Here is a 21,466-nt window from a genome sequence, read left to right as displayed (position 1 = left end):
CAGCATGACACTGCCCCCTAACGAGATTGAAGCACAAGCGCCGCTGGAGCAAGGCATAGGCAGCCTGCTGAACGCGCTTTGCCTTCAACTGGAGATGATGGCGGCCGTGCTGGTGACCGGGCAGGGACATGTCGTGGTGCATGCGCCCGCGCATGTCAGCGCGCACTTGCGGGAGCAGGCTTCGCTTTTTTGCCAGCTGGCTCAGCAGCTACCGGACCATATGCTGGTGGAAGATACACAGCTTAACCCGGCGTTTGCGCCGGTATTCGCTGCGCAGGCAAACCCATCTATCCGGTTTTTTGCCGCCTGCCACTTGCGGGATGCAAACCAGGCCTGCCTGGGCTGGTTGTTCCTGTTGCATCCCGAACCCAGGCAACTGGCCCTGCACCAGCAAACCAGCCTGCGGGCAATGGCGGATACCGCCGCTCGCTGGTTGACCATGGCGCTGCAGAATCAGGCGCTGGCGGCAAGCAATGCCCGCTGGAAATTTGCGCTGGATGGTGCGGGTCATGGCGTGTGGGATTGGGATCTGAGTAGTAACCGGGTGACCTTCAGCACGCAATGGAAAACCATGCTGGGATACGACGACCAGGACATCGGCGACGATTGCCAGGAGTGGCTGTCGCGCGTGCATCCGGCCGACCTTGCGCATTTTCAGACCCTGATCGATGCCGTGAAAACAGGGGAAGCGCAAAGCCTGATCTGCGAATACCGCTTGCTGACCAAGACCAATGAGTGGTGCTGGATACTCTCCAAAGGCATGATCATGGCAGGCAAGGACCGCGAAGGTCCCCGCCGCATGATAGGCACCAATACCGATATCACTGCCCGCAAACAGAGCGAGCGCCTGATCTGGCAACAAGCCAATTTTGATGCGCTTACCGGCCTGCCGAACAAACACCTCCTGAATCAGCTGTTGAGCGAGCGCATTCATGGCGATCATGGCGCCAACAACATGGTCGCGCTGATGATTGTGGATCTTGATAACTTCAAGGATGTGAACGACGCTCTGGGGCATATCTATGGCGATATGCTGCTGATGGAGGCGGCGAGCCGCATTCAGGCCGCAGTGTTGCCTGCGGATATCGTGGCGCGTGAGGGAGGCGATGAATTCATTATCGTCACCACGGCGGCCAGCCTTGCTGAGCTTGAGAACACGGCGACCAATGTGCTGCGGGTGCTCGGCCAGAGTTACGAGCTGCTGTCCGAGGTGGTGTTTTGTGCCGCCAGTATCGGCATCGCCTTATATCCGCAGCACACACTCTCGCCCAATGTATTGATGAAATATGCCGATCAGGCGCTATATCTCGCCAAGAGCACGGCGCGCGGACAATATGCGTTTTACTCCCATGAACTGGAGGAAGAAGCACTCAAGCGTTCCAAGCTGACGACCGAGCTGCGATTTGCCGTTGAGCAACAGGCGTTCGAGGTGTTTTACCAGCCCATTTTCAGGCTGGATACCCGGGCAACTGTCAAGGCAGAAGCCCTGGTGCGCTGGAAACATCCTGAGCGTGGCTATGTCAGTCCGGCTGAGTTTATTCCGCTGGCGGAGTCTACCGGCTTGATCAATGCGATTGGCGACTGGGTGTTCAAAGAGGCCGCCGCGTTTGCCAAGGCATTGCGGGATAGTTACGTGCCCGACTTTCAGATCAGCGTGAATAAATCGCCCATCCAGTTTCTCACGGTGGGCAAACTGGATTGGGCGGCCTTTATGCAGACCCTGGGGCTGCCCGGCAATGCGATTTCCGTCGAGATTACCGAAGGCCTGCTTTTGCAGCAAAGCCAGGAGGTTCACGCGCGCATCAAGAAAATCCGCGATACCGGGATGAGTATTTCGCTGGATGATTTTGGGACAGGGTATTCTTCCCTGTCCTATTTGAGTTCGTATGAAATTGACTACCTGAAGATAGATCGCTCATTCATCACCAATCTGACCACTTCAGGCAAAAACCAGGCGCTATGCAAGGCCATTATTACCATGGCGCACGAGCTGGGCTATCAGGTGATCGCCGAAGGCATAGAGACCGAGCAGCAGCTGAATCTGCTGGCTGAAATGGGCTGCGATCTGGGGCAGGGGTATTTGATTTCGCGCCCCTTGCCGCAGCACGATTTTGTGGTGTGGTTGGCAAACAGTCTGTCGGCACTTCAATTGGCAGAGGCCGCCGGTTAATTCTTTAGCAGCAGATAATCCCCATGTTCGGCCACCACGCGCAGACGTTGCTTGAAGGACTCTGGCAGGTTTTTATAAGGCGTTTTGTGCATCGCCACATAGGCCTGGCCTTGTTGCATGGCGGCTTCCAGCTCGACTTCGGTTGACGCCTTGATGGCTTTGCCTTCGGTGTAAAACTCGGTGGAATAATCCAGGAAGGGGTAGCCGATGAGCGGTTCGCCGGGCTGTTTTTCTTTCTGATATTGCCAGACCAGATTGCGCGTGGTGCTGAGGCTGCCCCAGCCATCCTCATATTCGTGGGCCAGATAGGCTGACCAGCCAACCACCACAATCAGCATGCCCGCTGCCAGCACGCGCACCACGTGCCGCGCCGGGCCGCGCCGCGCAAGCCAGCTCGCCGCCAGCATGGCAAGGCCTGCCAGGCCAGGCAGAGCATAGGTCCAGATGATGTTGGCGGCGGCTGTGAAGAAAATGCCTGGACTTATGCCCCAGATCAAAAAATACCACTGGCGCAGTCGGGCTTTGTTATGGATGTCCCGTAACGCCAGCGGTTTCTTCCAGCCGATAAAGAGTGGCAGCAACAAAGACCATGGCAGAGTGCCCATCAATATGAAAATCCAGATGGCGCCATGCGGAAACGCATGGGCATGACCGTAACGATCACCCTGCCAGTGGGGGGTGAGAAAGCGATGCCAGTGTTCGCCTACCATGAAGTAATCCAGAAATCCCGGTGTTTTCAGCTCGGCGGCCACATACCACGGTAGGGCGATGGCGAGTGCCAGCAGGCTGCCGCGCAGCCAGGGAAAACTGCGTATGGCGTCGCGCAGGCGTCCCGCCAGCAGGCACCACAGCACTATGGGTACCCCGGTCAAAATACAGGCAATCGGCCCTTTTGCCAGCAGGCCTATGCCCGCGCCAATAAACAGCAGCCAGCGCTCTCTTGCGCGGCGTTGCTCTGTGCCGTGCATGCCTAGCCAGAAGCCCCGCATCATCAGGATACAACTCAGCGCCAGCGCCATGTCAGTCATAACGGCGCCCATGGAAATGAAAAACAACACCGATACACTGAGTATGACGCAGGCATACAAACGTTCTGCTGGCCGGCGTGACCCGAGCCAGCCCCAGATGACCCATAGTATCGCCACGCCCAGCAGAAAATGTGGCACGCGTGCGGCAAAGGCGTTCACACCAAATACGTGGTAACTGGCGGCAGTCAGCCAGAAGGCGAGTGGAGGCTTGGCCCAGAACGGAATCCCGTAGTCATACCAGGGAGTGATCCAGTCATTCAGCTCATACATCTTGCGGCCGATTTCGGCGTAGCGAGATTCCGTGGAGTCAAACAAGGGAAACAGGCCCAGGCTGATCAGTTTGATCAGCAGGCCTGCCACGATCAGCATCATGAGTAGATGCGTGGAAGAAAAACGACGATTGTGCATAAACCCGGTCAACATTTAACAAATGCGTAGAGGAGTTGCGTGATGGTAGCGACGCAAGCTTACAAATTCCTGATGTGATGCATTTGCAAGTTAAGGGCCCGATATTGGGGTTTATGCAGGCCATTTCTAACAATATGTATTTTAAGGTTTATTTGTATTTTTTAAGGAATTCCTGCAGGAAGATTCCCTGCAGAAAACGTATGAAATGCGCCCATCTATGCGAAGTATTGCGGGAATGGATGTGGCCAATGAAGATCCGTGAGGCACTTGCTGCTGCTGGGTGGGCTTCCCGAAATCAGCTCCCCTGCATGGCATAGGCCTCAAAGCGATGCAGCAAATGTTCGCGCAACAGGCGTATGGTGGGTGATAGTTGACGCCGATCGGGGCAGATGAGATTGAGTGGCAAGGATTCTCCCTGCCATTGCGGGCAGATGACGGTGAGTCGCCCGGCTGTGACATCGCGCCCGACATCCAGCCATGAGCGGTAGCAGATGCCATGGCCGGATACCGTCCAGTGACGCACGGCATCCGCATCATCTGCCGAGCGATTGCCGCTGACATCAATGTCCAGTACTTCGCCGTCGCGAGTGAAATGCCAGCGGTTATAAAGCGCATCACCCACCCGAAAGCACAGGCAGTTGTGCTGGCTCAGCTCGGCAGGGCTGCCGGGGGTGCCGTGGGTGGCCAGATAGTGTGGCGCAGCGCAGAGCACGCGCCGGTTGTCGCTAACCAGGGGCAAGGCCACCTGGCTGGAATCCGGCGGCTGCCCATAACGGATGGCAACATCTACCGACTCGCGCATGACATCGGCAATGCGGTCTGACAATTGCACGCGCAAGTGAAGCTCAGGATGTTGCTCTTGAAATGCATCCAGCCAGGGCAGGATGACATTGCGCCCCAGGTCGGAAGGCAAGGACAGGCTGAGCTCACCGCGTATCAGGCTATGCCCGGCGACCAGCTCATCGGCCAAGTCGCGCAGTTCATTGATCAGTGGCTGGCTGCGCGCGAGCAAGCGCTCACCTTCCGCGGTGAGTCGCAGGCTGCGTGTCGTGCGTACGAATAGCAACAGCCCCAGTTCGCGCTCCAGCCGCTTGAGCGCTGCACTGGCAACAGCGGGGGAAATCTCCAGGCTGCGCGCCGCCGCAGAAAGGCTGCCATACTGGGCTGTGGAAATGAAAAGCTCAAGGTCTGCCAGATTTTTTATTTTCAAAATAATATTGAATCTAAAACAAATATTAGCCAGTTTATCAATTGAATCAAATCAATGAAACTGGCCTCGTTATTCATTTTTTGAAAGAGATTTGCCATGAAAGCCATTGCTTACCAACACTCCATGCCCATCAGTCAGCCCGAGTCACTGGTGGATGTAACCCTGGCGGATCCTGTTGCCAGTGGCCGTGATCTGCTGGTCGAAGTAAAGGCGATTGCAGTGAATCCGGTAGACACCAAGATACGCCGTGGCCAGCAGCCGTCTGCAGGTGAATGGAAAGTGTTGGGATGGGATGCTGCAGGGGTGGTGCGTGCCGTGGGGCCGGCGGTGAGTCTGTTCAAGCCCGGAGATCGTGTCTGGTATGCCGGGGCGATTAATCGCCCCGGGAGCAACAGCGAGCTACAGCTGGTGGATGAGCGCATCGTTGGCCATATGCCGGCAACGCTCGATTTCGCGGCGGCGGCCTCGTTGCCGTTGACGAGTATCACGGCATGGGAGCTGTTATTTGATCGCTTGCAAATTGAACGTGGCGGCCAGGGCTACGGCCAATCGCTATTGGTCATAGGCGCAGCCGGCGGCGTGGGTTCTATCCTGGTGCAGCTGGCTCGCCGGTTGACCGGTCTGACGGTGATGGCGACCGCCTCGCGTCCGGAAAGCCAGGCCTGGATACGCAATCTGGGCGCGCATCATGTGATTGACCATCATGCGCCGCTGGCTCCCCAACTGGCGGAGATCGGCCTGCCTGCTCCCGATTACGTGGTAAGCCTTACCCATACCGAGTCTTACTTTGATCAGATTGCCGAAGTGATTGCGCCGCAGGGCAAGTTCGGGCTGATTGATGATCCGGCCGCACCGCTTGATGTAATCAAGCTCAAGCGCAAGAGCGTTTCACTGCACTGGGAGCTGATGTTTACGCGCGCGCTGTATGCCACCGCGGATATGCAAGCGCAACATCATATCCTGACCGAAGTGGCCTCGCTGGTGGATAGCGGCGTGCTGCGCCCCACGGTGGCGGAGAATTTCGGCCGCATTACGGCGGAAAATCTGCGGCGCGCCCATGCACTGCTTGAGTCCGGGCAGGCGCGCGGCAAGATCGTGCTGGAAGGGTTTTAAGGTTCGCAGGCGCTTGAGAAAATCCAGACGCCTGTCTGGTCAGCCAGCCCCTGGTCGGCGGGTCAGGAGGCTTGGCGGGATGACCGTTGACGGTAGCGCTGCCAGGTCTTGATTAGATCAGGGCTATACACGCCAAGGATCAGCAGCAAGGCGAGGCCCAGATACAGCCAGCGGATGTTGTAATCGGTGACGAAAACGGCAGCCGGTTTCTGCTGCTGGATATAGTCATAAAATCCGGCTTCATCTTTACCTTCAATGTATTTCGCCTTGATTTCGCCCGCCAGCTCCTTGAGATAGCCGTCTTCCAGTTGCGAGAGATAACGGTCAAACTCGGCATAAGCCACAATAGGATCAGGTTCGTCCTTGGAAGTGTCGTTGTAGGTGACCCCGACCGCACCCGCGGAGAATTCCTTGGCGTCTGACGGCCAGAAGCCTACCCATTTGTTATCGCTATTAAAGCGGGGAATAGGCACCGGCTCATGGCCGCCCACGCCGACAAATAACCAGTGGCTGCCATCCATCGCACCCAGATCCAGCTTGTTGATGGCATTGACCTTGGGGGCTTCGTCGCCATCGGTAAAGAACACCAGCTGCGCAGGCGCATTCAATGAGTCCAGCACGGTCTCACCTGACTTCACGCCAAAGCTCAGGCGGCTGTTGCCGCGCCAGGCCATGCGCCAGTCCAGATGGTTGATGGTGTCGGTAATGATGTCGTAGTTAGCGCATACTTCCAGCGGCATGAAGAGCAGGCCGACGTTCTCGGCAGCAAATACGCCCACACTGAAATAGGTGCCGCACGGCGAAGTTTCCACTACACGCTTCATGAGGTGTCGGGTGTAAGCCATGCGGCTCACCGGCTTGCCAGCCAGCATGGCATCTTCCGCATTCATGCTCTGCGACACATCGGCAATCAGCAGGTAGTTGTGCACATCCTGCTTGAGCTGAATCTGCGGCTTGAACAGGGCAAGCAGCATGAGGGCCAGCGCCAGCACATACAGCACGGTGGCATAGTTGGCTTTCAGGGCATGGACCAGGCGCATCATGGCAAGCCTATCGGCAGGTTGCTGAGTTGCACGCCGGATTGTTCTTTTTCCACCTGTTGCAAGTTGGCCGGCAAAATGGACAGCAGCAGATCCAGATTGAAGCTGGCAGGCAGTAATGCGGGATCAAGTCGCAATGCCTGCTCATAGGAGGCGCGTGCCTGCATCAAGGCGTAACGCGCATCTTCAATCAGGCTGCCGTCGTCGTTGACTCGGCGGCTCAAGCCAAACCGCAGCAGGTTGTTGCCGACGTTGTAATGCACCCTGGCTTGCATCTCGTTATCCGGTGCCATTTCCAGCAATTGCCCATAGGTCTGGATGGCATGCTTGTACTCCCCGGCATTGCCTTGCCTATAAGCCGCGGCGAATTTTTCGGTGAGCGGATACTGGTCCAGGGGGAGCACCGTGTTATCTCGCAAGGCCGCATTGAAATGCTCGATTTTCCATAGCGTGTATGCCTCGTAACCACCGCCTGCCATGCCTGCCAGCACGAGTACGGAAAGCAGGGCGTTTTTTGTTTTCAAGCCGATTGCCATGCGGGAACCCTCAAATGTTTGGTGATGAGCAGGGCTAGTCCCAGAACCAGCGCTACCAGAATAAAGATGCGGGAATAATCGCGGCCCGCGATGGTGACTGAATACTGGATGATGTTTTTCTCGCGCGCATCAATGTCCTGAATGGCTGACTGCAAGGTGGTGGGGTTGTGCGCCTCGTATGCCTTGTATTTGATTTTCAGCGATTTGAAAAACAGATCGAGGGCGATGGCGGGTGGCTCATTGCCTTCTTCATACACCCGGTCCGAAGCAAAAATACTGATGTCGTCCGGCTCGCGCAGCACGATCCAGTAGAGATTCAGGCCACGTGCCGTGACCTGCTCGCGGATTTTGTTCTTGATGCGCGGGCTCAGTTTGCCTGCCCCATCCGACAACAGAATAATGGCGCGCGATCCTGAACTCTGGATCTGGTCAAACAGGGCTACCGCCTCGGTCACCCCTGCGCCGATGTTGGTCTGGTTGATGCCGGCGCTGGTGGCGGCTGCAATCGCGGCATGGATGGCCTGGCGATTGGCGGTGATCTTGGTGCCATACAAGGCCGAGTTGGTGAAGGCCACCACGCCCATCATGTCGTCCGGCCGGGCATCGATAAAGCCGGTGATCAGGCGGCGGGCGGCGGCAGATTTGATCTCGGCGACGCGGCCACTGGTGGAATCACCCGCAAACGGGTGATCCATGCTGACACTACGGTCAATCACCAGCACGGTCTGGGCGCCCTTGCCCACCCGCACGACCTGGCGTTCGGAGCCTTGCGGTGCGGCAATGGCCAGGATGATGCAGACGATCAGCAGTGCGGTCGCGGCCTTGATGGTCCAGTCCACGATATCCGACAGGGTGTCTTTAGGCGCGATATCCAGCCAAGAATACATCTGTCCCTGACTGCTTTTGAGCCAGAACGGGATCAAGGCCAGCGGCAGCAGGAGCAGGCTCCAGGGATGCAAAAACGTCATCTTGCCCTCCGCTCGCAGTCGCGCAACTGGCGGCACAGGTGGAGCAAGTCAGCCTTGACCTTGTTCTCGGTCTCGCTTTGTCGCCCGGCAAACAGGCTGGCAGCCGATGCCTGGAAGAAAGCTTCGATATCTGCCTGCAGCGGCGCAAACCGCGGATGTTGCGCAATGAAGTCAGGGATATCTGCGGCGAACAGGCTGCTGCCATAGGTGCGATTAAATGCTTGATGCAGCAGCAGGTAGGCGGGTTGCGTTGATGCTGCAGGCAGGCGTTTCAGGCGGCGATAAGCCTGGGCAAATGGCCCGCCCATCAGCGGTAGCCAGGCGCGCTCGGCGTTGATATACAGCAATCCCATCACGCCTACCACCAGCAGGCCGAGGCATGCATACAGGCGCAGTTTGTGCTCCTGAGTGGCGATGGGCGCGGGCGGCAGTTCGGACATGACATTGGCCTTGGCCGAAGCCATGGTGCTGACTGCGAGGGGCGATAGCCAGAAACGCCAGGCGGGCACGGGGATGGTGACGGCCTGCTTGTCGCCAGTGGCGGCGATGGTTTCTTCAGGGAGTTGCAGTACGCTAGGTTGGGTGCGATGGGCAAATATCTGGTAACGCAGGGTCAGCGTGTAATGCATGCCCTTGCCTGCAGATTTTTCGTCCAGCGTCACGTCTACCAGCTCTATGCCTTGCTGCTGGCTGCCCTTTTGCGGCAGCGCACTTTTGGCAATGCGAAAGCCAGGTGGCAGATCCACGGACACGGTGCGTGTCAGCACATCGCCGATAGTGAGCCCGACATTGCGGGATGGATTTTCGATGCGGATGTCACGGGCATTGATGGGGATTGGCGCTGACGCTGCTGCCCACATGGGCGTCGCCAGCGCTAGCAACAGAAGGCCGCGTAGCAGGGAAACAAGGAATCGATTTTTCATAAGCTCACGTATTGGTCAAAGTACCGGGTCATGACATCCGGCGTAAAGCTTTCAGAGAGAAAAAGCGGTTGGCTGTCGAACTGCAGAAACAGTTGCTCCAGCGCGGTTTTGCGCTGGGCGAAGGCCGCCATGAATTGCTTGCGTACATAATCGCGAAAGAAGACGGTGCGCATGACGCCGGTTTCCGGGTCCAGCATATTGCCGATGCCGAATTTGGGCAGCTTGCTGAATTCAGCCTCATCCCACAGCACAACGGGCACCAGTTGATGGCGTGATAGCGAGTTGAGGGTTTCTTCAATCAGGTGCAGCGGCATGTGGAAGTCCGAGATCCAGAACACCAGCCCGCGTTGCTGGCTGAGGTATTGCGAAACCTCCAGCGCACCGCGCGCGCCCATCTGCATGCGGCGGAACTGACGCAGCTCGGCCAGCAGGTCGAGCGACGATGCCAGGTGATGCGAGAGTGGCTGGCTGTAGGCTTCGTCCACCTGGTCGTGATAACTCACCAGGCTGAAGACATCACCCGCCTGCCAGGCGGAATACGCCACGCTCTCTGCCACGGCAATCGCGCTATCCAGCTTGCGCGGATGGGTCCCGTATTGCATGGAGCTGGATAAATCGCACACGGCATACACCGGCGTGGTGTTGTCCTGATTGAACAGCTTGACCTGTACCTGCTCGTAAGGGTCGCGCACCGATTGCCGGAAGTCCATGCGGCGGGCATCCGGGTATTCGACAAACGGCAGGTTGCCGCGGTACTCAAACCCCAGGCCGCGCTCGGTGCCGCGATGGTCGCCGAGGTGCATGCTTTTTGTGCGCCACGGGATACGGTAGCGGAACGCTTTTTCGTGATCGTGTGCCATCCGCTCAGGCCTTGGCGGCGACTTCAACGGTCCTGAGAATGGCCGAGCTCAACTCGCGTGCGAGCACGGTGCGCCGCATTTCATACATGGGGTTGAACACCAGGCGGTGGGAGATGATCTCGTGGAATACGGCATGTATGTCTTCCGGATACAGGCTGTCGCGCTCCTGCAGCCAGGCATGCACACGGGCGGCTTTCAGCAGCATGCCCATGCCGCGCGGGCTGGCACCAGCCTGCACCAGACGCGCCACATCCACACTATCGAGGTGTATGCCAAACCTGGCAGGGTCGCGCGTCGCATCCCACAAATCCAGCACATAATCTTCAATGGCTTCGCTGGAGCGGATATGGTTTTGCAGCAAGTCAGAAAAATCATTCATCTGATCAAAATGCAGCATGTCAGCCTGCACTCCGGCGGTCAGGCGGTCGGTGTGCTGAAAACGCGTATCAAACACCAGTGATTTGCGGAGCTGGCGATCTTCAGGAATCTCGATCGGGATTTCCATCATGAAGCGGTCACGCGCGGCGGAGGGGATTTCGAAGGTTTCGTTTTTCTCCACCTGGTTACGGTCGGCAAACACCAGCATATGCGGCAGCTTGTATTCACGCTTGAAAGCATGCACGCTGCGCTCCGCCATCACCCGCAGCATCAGCGCGTGCACTTGCGGCCGGGCCCGGTTGATTTCGTTGAAGAAAAATACTGAGAGGTTTTCCCCCGCCCGCAAGAGCGGGCCTTCGTCGATCTGCGGACGGCCATCCGGCCCGAGAAAGGTGTGATACACCAGATCATTCGGCATCAGGTCGACGGTGCCTTCAATCCGTTCATAAGCGCCGCCAATCGCCCGGGTGATCGCCTGCAGCAGGGTCGTCTTGCCGACGCCGACGCCGCCTTCCAGCAGCACATGGCCACGGGCGAAGATCGCCAGGTTCATCAGGCGGATGGCGTGATCCTGGCCAACAATGACCTGTTTGACGCTGTTTTCAAGCTTGAGGGCTTTGTCGCGCCAATCGGCGAGCTGCGTGTCCAATCCGGGAGTCATTCTGCGTCCTTAAAAATCGTTATAAAGGGAGTTCGTACCTCATCTTATATACTGGTCTGTATATTGTAAACGGGAAATTTTCCCGATCATGGATCATGGCAATGAATCAGGTTGCATGATCCGGCTTATCTCACGGCGCGATGGCGCTGACTACACGCAGGCGTCGTGGCATGCCATTGGGGAAAGGCCACTCAATGCTGTGCCCCGCCTTCAGTCCCAGTAGCGCCGTGCCCACAGGTGCCAATACCGATATCTTGCCTTGTTCCATATTGGCTTGTTCCGGCAGTACTAGTTCAATGGTGCGACTAACGCCGTTGCTTTCATCTACATAGGTGACGCGGGAATTCAGGCCGACAATATCAGCCGGCATTTTTTCAATTGGCACAACAATGGCGCGATCCAGCTCATCGCTCAAGGCATGATGCCGGGTAAGGCTGTGAAGTACGGCATAATCGGGCTCTGATATGTATAAGTATCTGTCCTGCATGTTAAATATCCTTTTAAAAACGAAAGCCCCCGCCAAGTGGCAGGGGCATGTCATCACATCATAAGGGGATATCAGACCGGCCATAAGCCGCTATACTGGAAAAGGTAAGTTTCCAATATGGATACAATAAAGATGCATGATCTGAATCTGATGGCCGTTTTTGCCCATGTGGCCCAGGAGCAAAGCTTTTCTAACGCCGCCCGAAAGCTGGGGATGTCGCGCTCTGCCGTCAGCAAGGCTGTTGCCAAGCTGGAAAGCTCGCTCGGTGCGCGTTTGCTGAACCGAAGTACGCGCCACCTTAGCCTGACTGAGGTGGGCACCGCCATGCTGGAGCATTGCGCGCGCATCGTCACCGAGTCGGAGCGTGCCAGTCAGGTGGTGGAAAATCTCAACAGCAAGCCGAGCGGGACCTTGCGCGTCGCCGCTTCTGTGGCCTTTGGCACTCTGCATGTGGCGCCTGCCATGGCGGACTTTTTGCAGCAGTATCCCGAAGTCGAACTGGACATGACGATTACTGACCGCCAGATTGATATGGCGGAAGAAGGTTACGATGTCATCGTCAAAGTTACCCAGGAACCGCCGTCCGCGCTGGTGGCCAGAAAACTGGCCGCGGTTCGTCGGCAGATATGCGGCACCCCAGCTTATTTTGCCCAGCATGGCTTGCCGACATCGCCCATGGCGCTGACAGCGCACAACTGCCTCGACTACATACACTCAGGTGATAAGGGCTGGTGGCGCTTCAAGGGACCGGAGGGCGATATCGCCGTTCCAGTGTCGGGGCGGGTGCGTATCAATGATGATGAGGCTCTTTCACAAGTCGTGCTGGGTGGCTTCGGGCTTGCCTTGCTGCCGACCTTCATCATCGGCAATCATTTGCAGTCCGGCCATCTGCAGTCGGTGTTATCGGAGTACATCCCGGTTGAACAGCACGTCTACGCCATGTATCTGCCCAATCGGCATTTGCCGCTCAAGGCGCGCACGTTTATTGATTTCTTGCTGGCCAGATTCAGCCCAGAGCCTTATTGGGATGCCTTGTGACGGCAGTCGGGATGGAAGACTTTGGTACGGTTTATTGGTCAAATGTTGGAAGGGCGCTTTCGGGCAACCCTTCCAATCCAGTGCATTGACGCGCTTAAACCAATCAGGCGAGCGCATGCATCAGCAACGTCCATGCAATCCACATAAAGCCTATGGAGGAGACGACAAAGCTGAGCGCAGTAAATACTTTCCACTTTTTCTTGCTCCAGAAATCTGGATCAAACGCTGCAATGGTAAAAATGGTGGGGTTGGTGAAACCGCCAATCGCCAGACACCAGCAGGCAATGACGGGAAGCTCGACGCCCGAGCCGTAAAATCCCAGGCCGAATAAAGCCATCAATGCATAGTCCACGTGCGCGCGTATCATGGTTTTGTAATCGACCACGAAAGCATCCACGCCTGGTAATGGAAACCATTTGGCAAAGGTCATCAACCAGGCGGATGAAATCAATGCGGTGATGCAAGCAACTGATCCTATGAGTAAAACATTCATTATCTTCTCCCTTGTGGTGTGAATGGAGAAGCTAGTATATATACAGGTCTGTATATATGTCATCAGGAGGTGATGATTTTTTTAAGGTATGGGTAAAAAAAAACAGGAGTCACCCCAAGTGTTTTCGGGGTGACTCATGGATGCCCTCAGCAGCCATGCTGCGCTTGCCTGGGGCTCAATAAGGCAGATCAAACAACAGCAACTCAGCGTTGCTGGCCTGACCAATATCTAGCGCGGCAATGTCCTTGATTTTCAGCGCATCGCCCGTGGTCAGTTTCTGGCCGTTCACTTCCAGTGCGCCGCGTATCAGGTGCAGGTAAGCGGTGCGGCCTGGCTGAATCTGATACGTCACCGCGTCATTCGCATCCAGAATGCTGGCGAACATCAGCGCATCCTGATGGATCACGACGGAGCCATCCCGGCCATCTGGCGATGCAATCAGGCGCAATTGTCCTTGCTTGGTTTCCACAGGAAAGTGCTTCTCCTCGTAGCCAGGCTCTATGCCATTGGTGCCAGGCTCTATCCAGATTTGCAAGAAATGCACGCGCTCGGTTTTCGAGTGGTTGAACTCGCTGTGCCTTACCCCGGTGCCTGCGCTCATGCGTTGCACATCGCCGTAACGAATCACCGAGCCATTGCCCATGCTGTCTTTATGCTCAAGCGCACCGCTCAATACATAGCTGACGATTTCCATGTCGCGATGGCCATGAGTGCCAAAGCCCTGGGCTGGCTGTACGCGGTCTTCATTGATCACGACCAGGGGGCCAAAGCCCATTTGCTCTGGATTCCAGTATTGCCCGAACGAAAAAGAGTGATTCGATTGCAGCCAACCGTGATCCGCTGCGCCGCGTTGGGAATTCTTCAGTAGCTCTAACATGGTGTGCTCCTTTGATAACGGTTGATAGTGAGTGCAGTTTTTTCGAATATCTTCAATTGCCTGATATTTCTATATTGTTTAGCATTAGAGCTAGTATGCACCTGCTTAAAAAAGAAGAAAAACGGAAAAATTGCCGAGATAGGATCGAAATTTTCGAATGTTTAGAATTAGCCTGGATGCCTTGCTGGTACTGGATGCGGTAGATCGCCTTGGATCGTTTGCTGCCGCTGGTGGCGCCTTGTTCAAAGTGCCGTCGACGATTTCTTACACGATCAGCAAACTGGAACAGGATCTGGGCGTGCAAATTTATGAGCGTCAAGGACCCAAGGTTACGCTTACCAAGGTCGGACTGGAGTTGCTCACCGAGGGGCGCCACCTGATCCGCGCGGCGGAAGAGCTGGAGCAACGGGTCAAGCGCGTGGCGTCCGGCTGGGAGACCGAGCTTAATATCGGCATGGATACCATGTTCGCCATGCGCACGCTGGTGACGGACATTGCTGCCTTTTGCGCCATGGCCGGCACACGCATCAAGCTGGTGCAGGAGTCGCTCTCGGGTACTTGGGAGGCGCTGCTGGAAGGGCGCGTGGATATTCTGATTGGTGCGGCGGGCGAAGGGCCGTCGGGTGGCGGCTATGCCAGGGAGATACTGGGGATGACGGAGTTTGTGTTTTGCATCTCGCCCACCCACCCTCTTGCTGCGGTGGATCAACCCTTGGGCAAGAATGATCTGGCACCTTATCGGGCAGTGGTGGTGAGCGATTCGGTAAGGCGACTTGCGCCAAGAACCGTGGGCTTGCTTCTGGGGCAGGATACCTTGTCCGTACCCAATATGCGGGCCAAGCTGGACTACCAGATTGCCGGGCTAGGCTTTGGTTTTCTACCGGTTCCCTTGGCGCAGCCCGCGATAGAAAAAGGGCTGCTGGTCGTCAAGGAAGTGCAGGAGCCGCGTCCGCCAGAGCCGGTCTGCCTGGCATGGCGCACGGCAGAAGCAGGCGAAGGCCTCAAATGGTGGATAGCCCGCATGAAAGGCGCGCCTGATATTGTTGATCGGCTATGGGCGGATAGCCTCTGCTAGCCTCATGGTCGAGAGGTGGGATAGGTACATAGGGCATGTTAGTCATGCCAGAGCAGACTGTACTCCGAATAAACATGTCCGGGCAGCGCGCCCGGACATTGGCAAAATTACTGCAAGCGCCGACCAAAACTCACAGCATAAGCACTTGGCCGTGCCAGCAGGATAGGATCATCGCTAGGTTCAATACCATCGACCAGATTGAGCGGGCTGAACATCACCTGGCGTTCATAGCTCGCTCCGTCTGCCTTGATGTTTTTGATCTGTAGCGTGCCCAGCTCCACCACGCGGCGCGTCTCTGGCCAAGTCACCGTGGGGTCGTTCAGCGTATCGCCCGCGTCAGCAATCTGCACCGAAATCTTGTAGCTATACGGCGCAGACTTTAGTCTGACAGGCAGCTCGTTCATCAGGTAATTGGCATCAGCCGCCTTGGCAGCTTCTGGCGAGAGAAATTTCTGACCATTCACCGGCTCGATACGATAGCGACCATAGTGTGTTTCACCCTTGGCATTGGTGAACTTGAAGGCATTCACGCCAAAAAACGCCTGGGTGGCAAAGCTCTCGGGCGGTAGCTTGGGCGTGGTGACAAACTTCAGCGCGGCGGGATGGCTGCCCAGATATTTTTCAATGGTGGTGGGCTTGGTGGTTTCCTTGCCAGAGGCGGCCACGGCATTCAGCAGGCCCAGAAAATCTTCCGGGGTCGCCGAAGGAAAGCCATTCACTGAAATGCACACCAGGTCGGCCAGGCTTTGGTCGGGCAGGTTGAAACGAATAGCGATGCCTTTGGGGAAGGCATTGCCATCGGCATCCGGAATATTCGGTACGCCTGTGGCATCCGAATAACGCACGGTGACAGGATTGGACGTCGTGAAAATGCTGGCCTTGGTAATCTCGGCGGCACTGGCGGCTGGCGTGAATACCCCCTCGGCGACGATGCCCTTGGCGTGGTTGGCGCGAAACTTGGCATGTGGCCCGCCTGCCAGCTGGGTCAGGGTATCGACCAGTTGTTCGGTCACGGGCTTGCTAGTCTCGTCGGCTAATGCGCTGCTGGATAAGCCCGCCAGCAGGACTAAAAGCAAAGGTTTTAAGGCAAAGTTCATGGAAGCTCCCAATGATATTTATTTTCACAAAGGGTAGAGGCTACCAAGTCAAATGTATTGAATAAAATTGACTGTGCTCTACCTTGCTAACGCAATGGCGGCTCGTCCTCCAGCCTTGCCTGACACCCCGGGTGGTCATGCAGGGTATTGCTGAGCATGAGTATTGCGCGATCTGGCAGATTGATCAATTTTGTTTATTTGATCAGTCCATTTGGAAAGTAAAACGCAGCCAGGTGATTTACGATGGATGTCTTATTTCCTGCTATCCCGAACCCGGCGTGATTTGACCAAGGGCCAGACCTCGTCAGGAATCGTAGGCAGGCATTCAAAGCCCGGTTTTGCAAAAAAATACCCTTGGAATAAGGTAACGCCTTCGTCGGCCAGGGTAAGACATTCTTCTCTGGCTTCAATGCCCTCTGCAATGACCTTGATAGACAGCTCGCGGCAAATCGACAGAATGCCGAATACCAGTGCGCGGCGAACGCGGTCCTGGTGGATATTGCGCGTCATCGCCATATCCAGCTTGATGATGTCCGGTTGCCAGTCGGCGAGCAGGTTGAGCCCGGCGTAGCCTGCGCCAAAGTCATCGATGGCGGTGGTGAAGTTGTGTTTTTTGTACTCGATGAAGATCTTGCGCAAGTGCTCGTTGTCGATGACGCGCTCGCCTTCGGTGACTTCAAACATGATCCTGTCGGTGGGGAAGTTGACTTCCGCGGCGGCTTCCAGCGTGGCGCGTATGCAGGTTTCCGGCTTGTACACGGCATTGGGTAGAAAGTTGATGCTGAGCATGCCCTGCAAATTCAGCTGTTGTGCCAGGTCGATGGCTTTGACGCGTATGGATTGGTCAAACAGGTAGCGGTTTTCATCGGTCAACTGAGAGAGGATGCTGGCAGCCCCTTCATTGTTGATACCGCGTACCAGCGCTTCATAGCCGAATATGCTGTTATTCGAGATATCCACAATCGGCTGAAAAGCCATCGTGAAGTCGATACCGAGTTTGGATTTATCTCTGCAGGCCTTGCAGCCTACCGGAACGAAGTTGTCTAACATACCCATGGTCTATCTACCTCCAATGCATTTGCCTTACCCGGAACACTAATTTAGCATGATTTGAATACAGGACTGCGGCGCACCCTCAAAGCAGCGAATATTGCGCCGTCGCGGCAAGCGCGGTGTGGTCAAAGCGCTGCACGCGGTTGCGACCGAGATTTTTGGCCATATACAGGGCGCGGTCTGCCTGCTCGATCAGCTGCTCCAGTGGCGGGTGCTGATCGTGGGTGCTGGTGATGCCTATGCTGACTGTAAGTTTGATCGGCGTTAAGTCTGGTCCGATGTCGACCATGGCGGCCTCTATCAGCGTGCGGATTTTTTCAGCAAACATGCAGCCTTCCTTCAGGTTGCTGTTGCCCAGCATGCAGATGAATTCTTCACCGCCATGCCGTGCGGAGATATCGTGTATGCGCGAATTATCTTGCAGAATGCCGCCAATGAAGGTCAGTGCCCAGTCACCTGCGGAATGTCCGTAGGTATCGTTCACTATCTTGAAGTGATCAATATCGATGATCATGACGCAGCATTCGCAGGCATGGCGTTGCGCGCGGGCGTATTCGATATTGGCGGCCTCATAAAAGCCGCGGCGATTTTTCAAGCCCGTCAGGAAGTCGGTGGACGACTGCAGGGTCAGGGTTTTAACGAGTTCATCCCGCTCATGTTCCAGGCGGATACGCGCATTGATCTGACGATTTAATGTGTTGATACCTTCCATGACCTCGGCAATTTCTTCCGGCAGATTGTTCGAATGGGTAATTTCCTGATAATGGCCAGCACTGATCGCTCTGAGTGCGTGAGAGGCCTGCATCATCGGAACCACGACCTGTTGATGAATGATGCGCAGTTTCTTGATGGTCAATGCCAGGAAGACAAGCATCAGGATGCTCACCACACTCAGCGCAAGCAACGAATCTTCCTTGGCCTTGGTCGTAGTGGCTTCGGCTTCCGTCAGCAGCGCATCCCGCAGGGTCAGAATCGAATCCATCAGCGGCACATAGGTTTTATAAAATGTGTCTGGACTGGGGAGTGTCTGCAGACTTTTTGATGCTTCGATACTGGCAAGATAGGCCGTGGCATGTACAAAGTATTCCTGCTCCATGTTGGTTTTTGCGTTGGCAATTTCTGCCGGCAGCGCTCCCACCGCCAAGTGGGCAGAAAGACGCATATGCAATTCTTCAATATGTCCCTTCAGGCGCTCCAGCTTAAGCTGTTCTTTCAGGGTTCTTTCGCGCTTGAAGCTGAGTGAGGGGGTAAGTGCCGATCCTAATTGCCCTGCATATTCGCGCAATGTTGCAGCCAGCCGAGCTTCGGTAATCAGCAGGCTGATCGCCGATGAGGAGGTGATGACATCGTTGCTGAGGGCGGTGATGACATCGTTGCTGAGGGCGGTGATCAAAGGCCTTATTTTGTCTATAAAGCCAATCATGCGATCAATTTGCGCACTTATCCTTTCATTGCCGCGCTCGTTCAGTGGCATGGTTGCGAGGTCATTTATGTTTTCCCGCTCTTGCGCGAGTTCATGCGCCAGTACGTTAAGCTCGCTGGTCAGGTTGTTCGATATCGTGTTGCAGCCTACGGTGGCGCAGAGGCGTGCATAAGCGTTATCCGTTTCTTTTCTTGCAAGCTCCAGGGTCTGTCGTAATTGGCTGTCATCAGCATCCGTGTTTCCGAGAATGGCATTGGTCGGCCCACGCTCACGCGAGAGTTTTTCTGCATAGAGCAACAATAGCTTGAGTTTGATGGTGGACTGATGGGCAGCACTGGCTCGCCTGAATTCCTGCCACTCCACGGTGATTAAAAAAGTGGCCAGGCTGATCAGAATAAGCAAGGATGAAATGCCAAAGGTGATGAAGCTCTTCATCAGGCTGCTGGTCCCGCCTGCGCGAGGCATTCCGCTGCCTTGAGCGATAGTGTGCATCATGGGGCCGCTTTCAGAAGCTGGAGAGACTACGGTTTTTATAAACTTTAGCCTAGATGCTGGCTTGCTGTAAGCGTATCGGCATTTTTTTGCATTTCTTAAAGCCACTTTAGCGGCCTGGGGGCAATAAAAAAGGGCCTTGCGGCCCCTGGGTGTGTTCTTGCTTCCCCCTGCTTAGTTGGTATCTTCTGCGCTGGGAAGCTCATGTTCAAGCATATATTGGATGATCCTGCGCATCATGGGGATGCTGCTTTGCAAAGATAGGTCAGGATTTCTGATCAGGCGGATGGTCAGCCCTTCGAACAAGGATGCAAGCATGTTGCAGACGGTATCCAGTGACGCTTCTGAAAAACGCGCGTTGCGTTGATGCAGCCCTTTCCGGATGTAATTCTTGATGCTTTCCATCGCCAAGACCTCTGCCCGTCGGATGATGCTGGCGATGCGAGGGTTACGCGCGGCCTCTGCCACGATCTCCAGCAACAGCGCGGCATCGGGGTCGTAAAACGCATCGGCAGCGCTCTGTTTCACATCTTCAACCAAGGCGTCAAAAATATCGCTATCGCCACGGCTTTGCTCAATACGTTCCGGGATGTTCAATATTTTCAGCAGATCATTTTCTACAATGGCTTCAATGATGGCTTCTTTATTTTCAAAATAATGATAGATGTGACCCACACTCATGCCGGAAGCTTTTGATAACTGGGACATGCTGGTGCCGTGAAAACCATGCGCTCTGAAGCATTCCGTGGCGGCCGTCAGCACCTGGTTGCGCCTGAGGTCGGCCCGGCTGATGGGGGGCTGTGAAGTGGACATCGTATCTCCTAACATCAAAAAATGTAAAAAAGTTGCTTTTTACTTAGTTTATATTAGAATGATCGCTCAATCTAGAATGATTGATCTAAATTTAAATGTTCTGTGCAAATTGTGCCTTCACGGGGTTAAAGGAAAGCCAAATGAAATCCAATGTAAAACATATGCGCCTGTCAGCCATTTTGCTGATATTGATCGCTGGGGATGCGCTCCTGGCCGGATGTCATCAAGGAGGCGCGCCCGCACAAGCCACGCCAGGCGCGGCACAGGTTGAAGTCCTGACTGTACAGCCGCAGTCGGTCAATCTCACGACCGAACTGGCAGGCCGCACCTCGCCTTTTCTGGTGTCGGAGGTACGTCCGCAAGTCGGTGGCATTCTGCAGAAACGCTTGTTTGTTGAAGGGGCTGACGTGAAAGCAGGTCAGCCTTTGTATCAAATCGATCCTTCTACCTATAAAGCGACGTTTGATAGCGCACAGGCCAGCCTGAACAAGGCCGAGGCCAATCTGGTGGCAGCAAAGAGCAAGGCCACGCGCTATGGCGAATTGTCAACGATACAGGCCGTGAGCAAACAGGATCTGGAAGACGCGCAATCTTCGCTGGGCCAGGGGCAGGCGGATGTGGATGTTGCCAAGGCCGCCTTGCAGACAGCGAGAATCAATCTGGGATTCACCAGCGTCATCGCCCCCATTTCCGGACGGGTGGCCAAGTCGAATGTGACGCCCGGGGCGTTGGTGACCGCCAGTCAGGAGACGGCTCTTACTACCATTCAGCAGCTTGATCCCATATATGTCGATGTCACCCAATCCAGTGCCGAACTGTTAAGGCTGCGTCGCCAATGGGAAAGCGGCATGCTGAAAAAGGCCGGGGAAAACCAGGCGGAGGTCAAACTGGTACTCGAAGATGGCAGCACCTATGCCTTGAACGGCAAGCTTGCCTTTACCGATATTACCGTGAGCCAGACCACGGGCACCGTCACCCTGCGCGCCGTCTTCCCTAACCCCAAGGGTGTGCTGTTGCCGGGTATGTACGTGCGTGCTGTGCTGGAGCAAGGCGTGGATGACCGCGCTATCCTCGTGCCACAACGTAGCGTGAGCCGTGATTCCAAAGGAAACCCCACGGTATTTGTGCTGAGCCGGGATGGCAAGGTGGAAATCCGCAATATCGAGGCAGACCAGACCCATGGCGATCAATGGTTGGTGCATAAAGGCCTGAATGCTGGCGATCAGGTGATTGTGAGCGGTTTGCAAAAGATACGTCCAGGTATGCCGGCGCAGGTGGTTTCGCCTGATAAAAACCCTGCAAGCAAGCAAATCTAGGAGCGAT

20 protein-coding genes are annotated in these 21,466 nt (G+C 55.7%); 5 read left to right on the top strand and 15 right to left on the bottom strand.

What is annotated here, in order from left to right:
- The first annotated feature begins 4 nt into the window (after positions 1-4).
- Positions 5-2,170, top strand: a complete 2,166-nt coding sequence (locus LG203_RS13290) for a putative bifunctional diguanylate cyclase/phosphodiesterase (protein ID WP_230346201.1) — start codon at positions 5-7, stop codon at positions 2,168-2,170.
- Here LG203_RS13290 and LG203_RS13285 read toward each other — a convergent pair.
- On the bottom strand, positions 2,167-3,621 hold the full coding sequence (locus LG203_RS13285; protein WP_230346200.1) for an ArnT family glycosyltransferase: 1,455 nt from the start codon (positions 3,619-3,621) through the stop codon (positions 2,167-2,169). The two genes, LG203_RS13290 and LG203_RS13285, sit on opposite strands and share 4 nt — an antisense overlap.
- 280 nt (positions 3,622-3,901) lie before the next feature.
- Positions 3,902-4,816 (bottom strand): LysR family transcriptional regulator, encoded by a 915-nt coding sequence (locus LG203_RS13280; protein WP_230346199.1) that lies wholly within the window; start codon positions 4,814-4,816, stop codon positions 3,902-3,904.
- Between the two features lie 96 nt (positions 4,817-4,912).
- Here LG203_RS13280 and LG203_RS13275 point away from each other — a divergent pair, with 96 nt between their 5' ends.
- Positions 4,913-5,929 carry a zinc-binding alcohol dehydrogenase family protein gene (locus tag LG203_RS13275; protein WP_230346198.1) on the top strand — a complete coding sequence of 339 codons (1,017 nt, stop codon included), beginning with the start codon at positions 4,913-4,915 and terminating at the stop codon, positions 5,927-5,929.
- Positions 5,930-5,991: 62 nt separating this feature from the next.
- On the opposite strand, the gene LG203_RS13270 is transcribed toward LG203_RS13275, so the two are convergent.
- The 7 genes from LG203_RS13270 to rnk form a co-directional block, all read right to left on the bottom strand.
- Positions 5,992-6,972 (bottom strand): vWA domain-containing protein, encoded by a 981-nt coding sequence (locus tag LG203_RS13270; protein WP_230346197.1) that lies wholly within the window; start codon positions 6,970-6,972, stop codon positions 5,992-5,994.
- On the bottom strand, positions 6,969-7,493 hold the full coding sequence (locus LG203_RS13265) for a hypothetical protein (RefSeq protein WP_230346196.1): 525 nt from the start codon (positions 7,491-7,493) through the stop codon (positions 6,969-6,971). The genes LG203_RS13270 and LG203_RS13265 overlap by 4 nt, the downstream gene beginning before the upstream one ends.
- Positions 7,490-8,473, bottom strand: a complete 984-nt coding sequence (locus tag LG203_RS13260; RefSeq protein WP_230346195.1) for a VWA domain-containing protein — start codon at positions 8,471-8,473, stop codon at positions 7,490-7,492. Before LG203_RS13260 ends, LG203_RS13265 begins: the two co-directional genes overlap by 4 nt.
- Positions 8,470-9,396 (bottom strand): nonribosomal peptide synthetase MxaA, encoded by a 927-nt coding sequence (locus LG203_RS13255; RefSeq protein WP_230346194.1) that lies wholly within the window; start codon positions 9,394-9,396, stop codon positions 8,470-8,472. The genes LG203_RS13260 and LG203_RS13255 overlap by 4 nt, the downstream gene beginning before the upstream one ends.
- Positions 9,393-10,256: a DUF58 domain-containing protein gene (locus LG203_RS13250; protein ID WP_230346193.1), complete on the bottom strand. Its 864-nt coding sequence runs from the start codon at positions 10,254-10,256 to the stop codon at positions 9,393-9,395. The genes LG203_RS13255 and LG203_RS13250 overlap by 4 nt, the downstream gene beginning before the upstream one ends.
- A 4-nt stretch (positions 10,257-10,260) precedes the next feature.
- Entirely contained in the window at positions 10,261-11,295 is a 1,035-nt protein-coding gene (locus tag LG203_RS13245; RefSeq protein WP_230346192.1) for an AAA family ATPase, read from the bottom strand.
- A 130-nt stretch (positions 11,296-11,425) separates the two neighbouring features.
- A complete protein-coding gene (rnk, locus tag LG203_RS13240; RefSeq protein ID WP_230346191.1) occupies positions 11,426-11,782 on the bottom strand; it encodes a nucleoside diphosphate kinase regulator in 357 nt (118 codons plus the stop codon).
- 132 nt (positions 11,783-11,914) lie between these two features.
- Here rnk and LG203_RS13235 point away from each other — a divergent pair, with 132 nt between their 5' ends.
- Positions 11,915-12,820, top strand: coding sequence for a LysR family transcriptional regulator (locus tag LG203_RS13235; protein ID WP_230346190.1), 906 nt, complete (start codon positions 11,915-11,917; stop codon positions 12,818-12,820).
- A 103-nt stretch (positions 12,821-12,923) separates the two neighbouring features.
- Here LG203_RS13235 and LG203_RS13230 read toward each other — a convergent pair whose 3' ends face one another.
- Both LG203_RS13230 and LG203_RS13225 read right to left on the bottom strand, forming a co-directional pair.
- Complete coding sequence (locus LG203_RS13230; RefSeq protein ID WP_230346189.1) at positions 12,924-13,313, bottom strand: hypothetical protein; 390 nt, start codon at positions 13,311-13,313, stop codon at positions 12,924-12,926.
- Between the two features lie 175 nt (positions 13,314-13,488).
- A complete protein-coding gene (locus LG203_RS13225; protein WP_230346188.1) occupies positions 13,489-14,190 on the bottom strand; it encodes a pirin family protein in 702 nt (233 codons plus the stop codon).
- 157 nt (positions 14,191-14,347) lie between these two features.
- On the opposite strand from LG203_RS13225, the gene LG203_RS13220 reads away from it, so the two are divergent.
- Positions 14,348-15,265 carry a LysR family transcriptional regulator gene (locus LG203_RS13220; protein WP_230346187.1) on the top strand — a complete coding sequence of 306 codons (918 nt, stop codon included), beginning with the start codon at positions 14,348-14,350 and terminating at the stop codon, positions 15,263-15,265.
- A gap of 107 nt (positions 15,266-15,372) precedes the next feature.
- On the opposite strand, the gene LG203_RS13215 is transcribed toward LG203_RS13220, so the two are convergent.
- The 4 genes from LG203_RS13215 to LG203_RS13200 form a co-directional block, all read right to left on the bottom strand.
- A complete protein-coding gene (locus tag LG203_RS13215) occupies positions 15,373-16,362 on the bottom strand; it encodes a catalase family peroxidase (protein ID WP_230346186.1) in 990 nt (329 codons plus the stop codon).
- Between the two features lie 252 nt (positions 16,363-16,614).
- Positions 16,615-17,412 (bottom strand): EAL domain-containing protein, encoded by a 798-nt coding sequence (locus LG203_RS13210; RefSeq protein WP_230346185.1) that lies wholly within the window; start codon positions 17,410-17,412, stop codon positions 16,615-16,617.
- 85 nt (positions 17,413-17,497) lie between these two features.
- Positions 17,498-19,333 (bottom strand): GGDEF domain-containing protein, encoded by a 1,836-nt coding sequence (locus LG203_RS13205; protein WP_230346184.1) that lies wholly within the window; start codon positions 19,331-19,333, stop codon positions 17,498-17,500.
- Between the two features lie 171 nt (positions 19,334-19,504).
- Positions 19,505-20,143 carry a TetR/AcrR family transcriptional regulator gene (locus LG203_RS13200; RefSeq protein WP_230346183.1) on the bottom strand — a complete coding sequence of 213 codons (639 nt, stop codon included), beginning with the start codon at positions 20,141-20,143 and terminating at the stop codon, positions 19,505-19,507.
- A gap of 140 nt (positions 20,144-20,283) precedes the next feature.
- On the opposite strand from LG203_RS13200, the gene LG203_RS13195 reads away from it, so the two are divergent.
- On the top strand, positions 20,284-21,459 hold the full coding sequence (locus LG203_RS13195) for an efflux RND transporter periplasmic adaptor subunit (RefSeq protein WP_328487162.1): 1,176 nt from the start codon (positions 20,284-20,286) through the stop codon (positions 21,457-21,459).
- Positions 21,460-21,466 lie beyond the last annotated feature (7 nt).

It is taken from the genome of Methylovorus mays, from assembly GCF_020531915.1.
GTDB classification, from domain to species: domain Bacteria; phylum Pseudomonadota; class Gammaproteobacteria; order Burkholderiales; family Methylophilaceae; genus Methylovorus; species Methylovorus mays.
Note: the sequence above shows the minus strand (reverse complement) of the source record. Positions and strands in the feature narration are given on the sequence as shown.

Coding starts and splice junctions, on each gene's coding strand:
- LG203_RS13290 (WP_230346201.1), top strand. CDS start 5: ATGACACTGCCCCCTAACGAGATTGAAGCACAAGCGCCGCTGGAGCAA.
- LG203_RS13285 (WP_230346200.1), bottom strand. CDS start 3,621: ATGTTGACCGGGTTTATGCACAATCGTCGTTTTTCTTCCACGCATCTA.
- LG203_RS13275 (WP_230346198.1), top strand. CDS start 4,913: ATGAAAGCCATTGCTTACCAACACTCCATGCCCATCAGTCAGCCCGAG.
- LG203_RS13270 (WP_230346197.1), bottom strand. CDS start 6,972: ATGATGCGCCTGGTCCATGCCCTGAAAGCCAACTATGCCACCGTGCTG.
- LG203_RS13260 (WP_230346195.1), bottom strand. CDS start 8,473: ATGACGTTTTTGCATCCCTGGAGCCTGCTCCTGCTGCCGCTGGCCTTG.
- LG203_RS13255 (WP_230346194.1), bottom strand. CDS start 9,396: ATGAAAAATCGATTCCTTGTTTCCCTGCTACGCGGCCTTCTGTTGCTA.
- LG203_RS13250 (WP_230346193.1), bottom strand. CDS start 10,256: ATGGCACACGATCACGAAAAAGCGTTCCGCTACCGTATCCCGTGGCGC.
- LG203_RS13245 (WP_230346192.1), bottom strand. CDS start 11,295: ATGACTCCCGGATTGGACACGCAGCTCGCCGATTGGCGCGACAAAGCC.
- rnk (WP_230346191.1), bottom strand. CDS start 11,782: ATGCAGGACAGATACTTATACATATCAGAGCCCGATTATGCCGTACTT.
- LG203_RS13235 (WP_230346190.1), top strand. CDS start 11,915: ATGCATGATCTGAATCTGATGGCCGTTTTTGCCCATGTGGCCCAGGAG.
- LG203_RS13230 (WP_230346189.1), bottom strand. CDS start 13,313: ATGAATGTTTTACTCATAGGATCAGTTGCTTGCATCACCGCATTGATT.
- LG203_RS13225 (WP_230346188.1), bottom strand. CDS start 14,190: ATGTTAGAGCTACTGAAGAATTCCCAACGCGGCGCAGCGGATCACGGT.
- LG203_RS13220 (WP_230346187.1), top strand. CDS start 14,348: ATGTTTAGAATTAGCCTGGATGCCTTGCTGGTACTGGATGCGGTAGAT.
- LG203_RS13215 (WP_230346186.1), bottom strand. CDS start 16,362: ATGAACTTTGCCTTAAAACCTTTGCTTTTAGTCCTGCTGGCGGGCTTA.
- LG203_RS13210 (WP_230346185.1), bottom strand. CDS start 17,412: ATGTTAGACAACTTCGTTCCGGTAGGCTGCAAGGCCTGCAGAGATAAA.
- LG203_RS13205 (WP_230346184.1), bottom strand. CDS start 19,333: ATGATGCACACTATCGCTCAAGGCAGCGGAATGCCTCGCGCAGGCGGG.
- LG203_RS13200 (WP_230346183.1), bottom strand. CDS start 20,143: ATGTCCACTTCACAGCCCCCCATCAGCCGGGCCGACCTCAGGCGCAAC.
- LG203_RS13195 (WP_328487162.1), top strand. CDS start 20,284: ATGAAATCCAATGTAAAACATATGCGCCTGTCAGCCATTTTGCTGATA.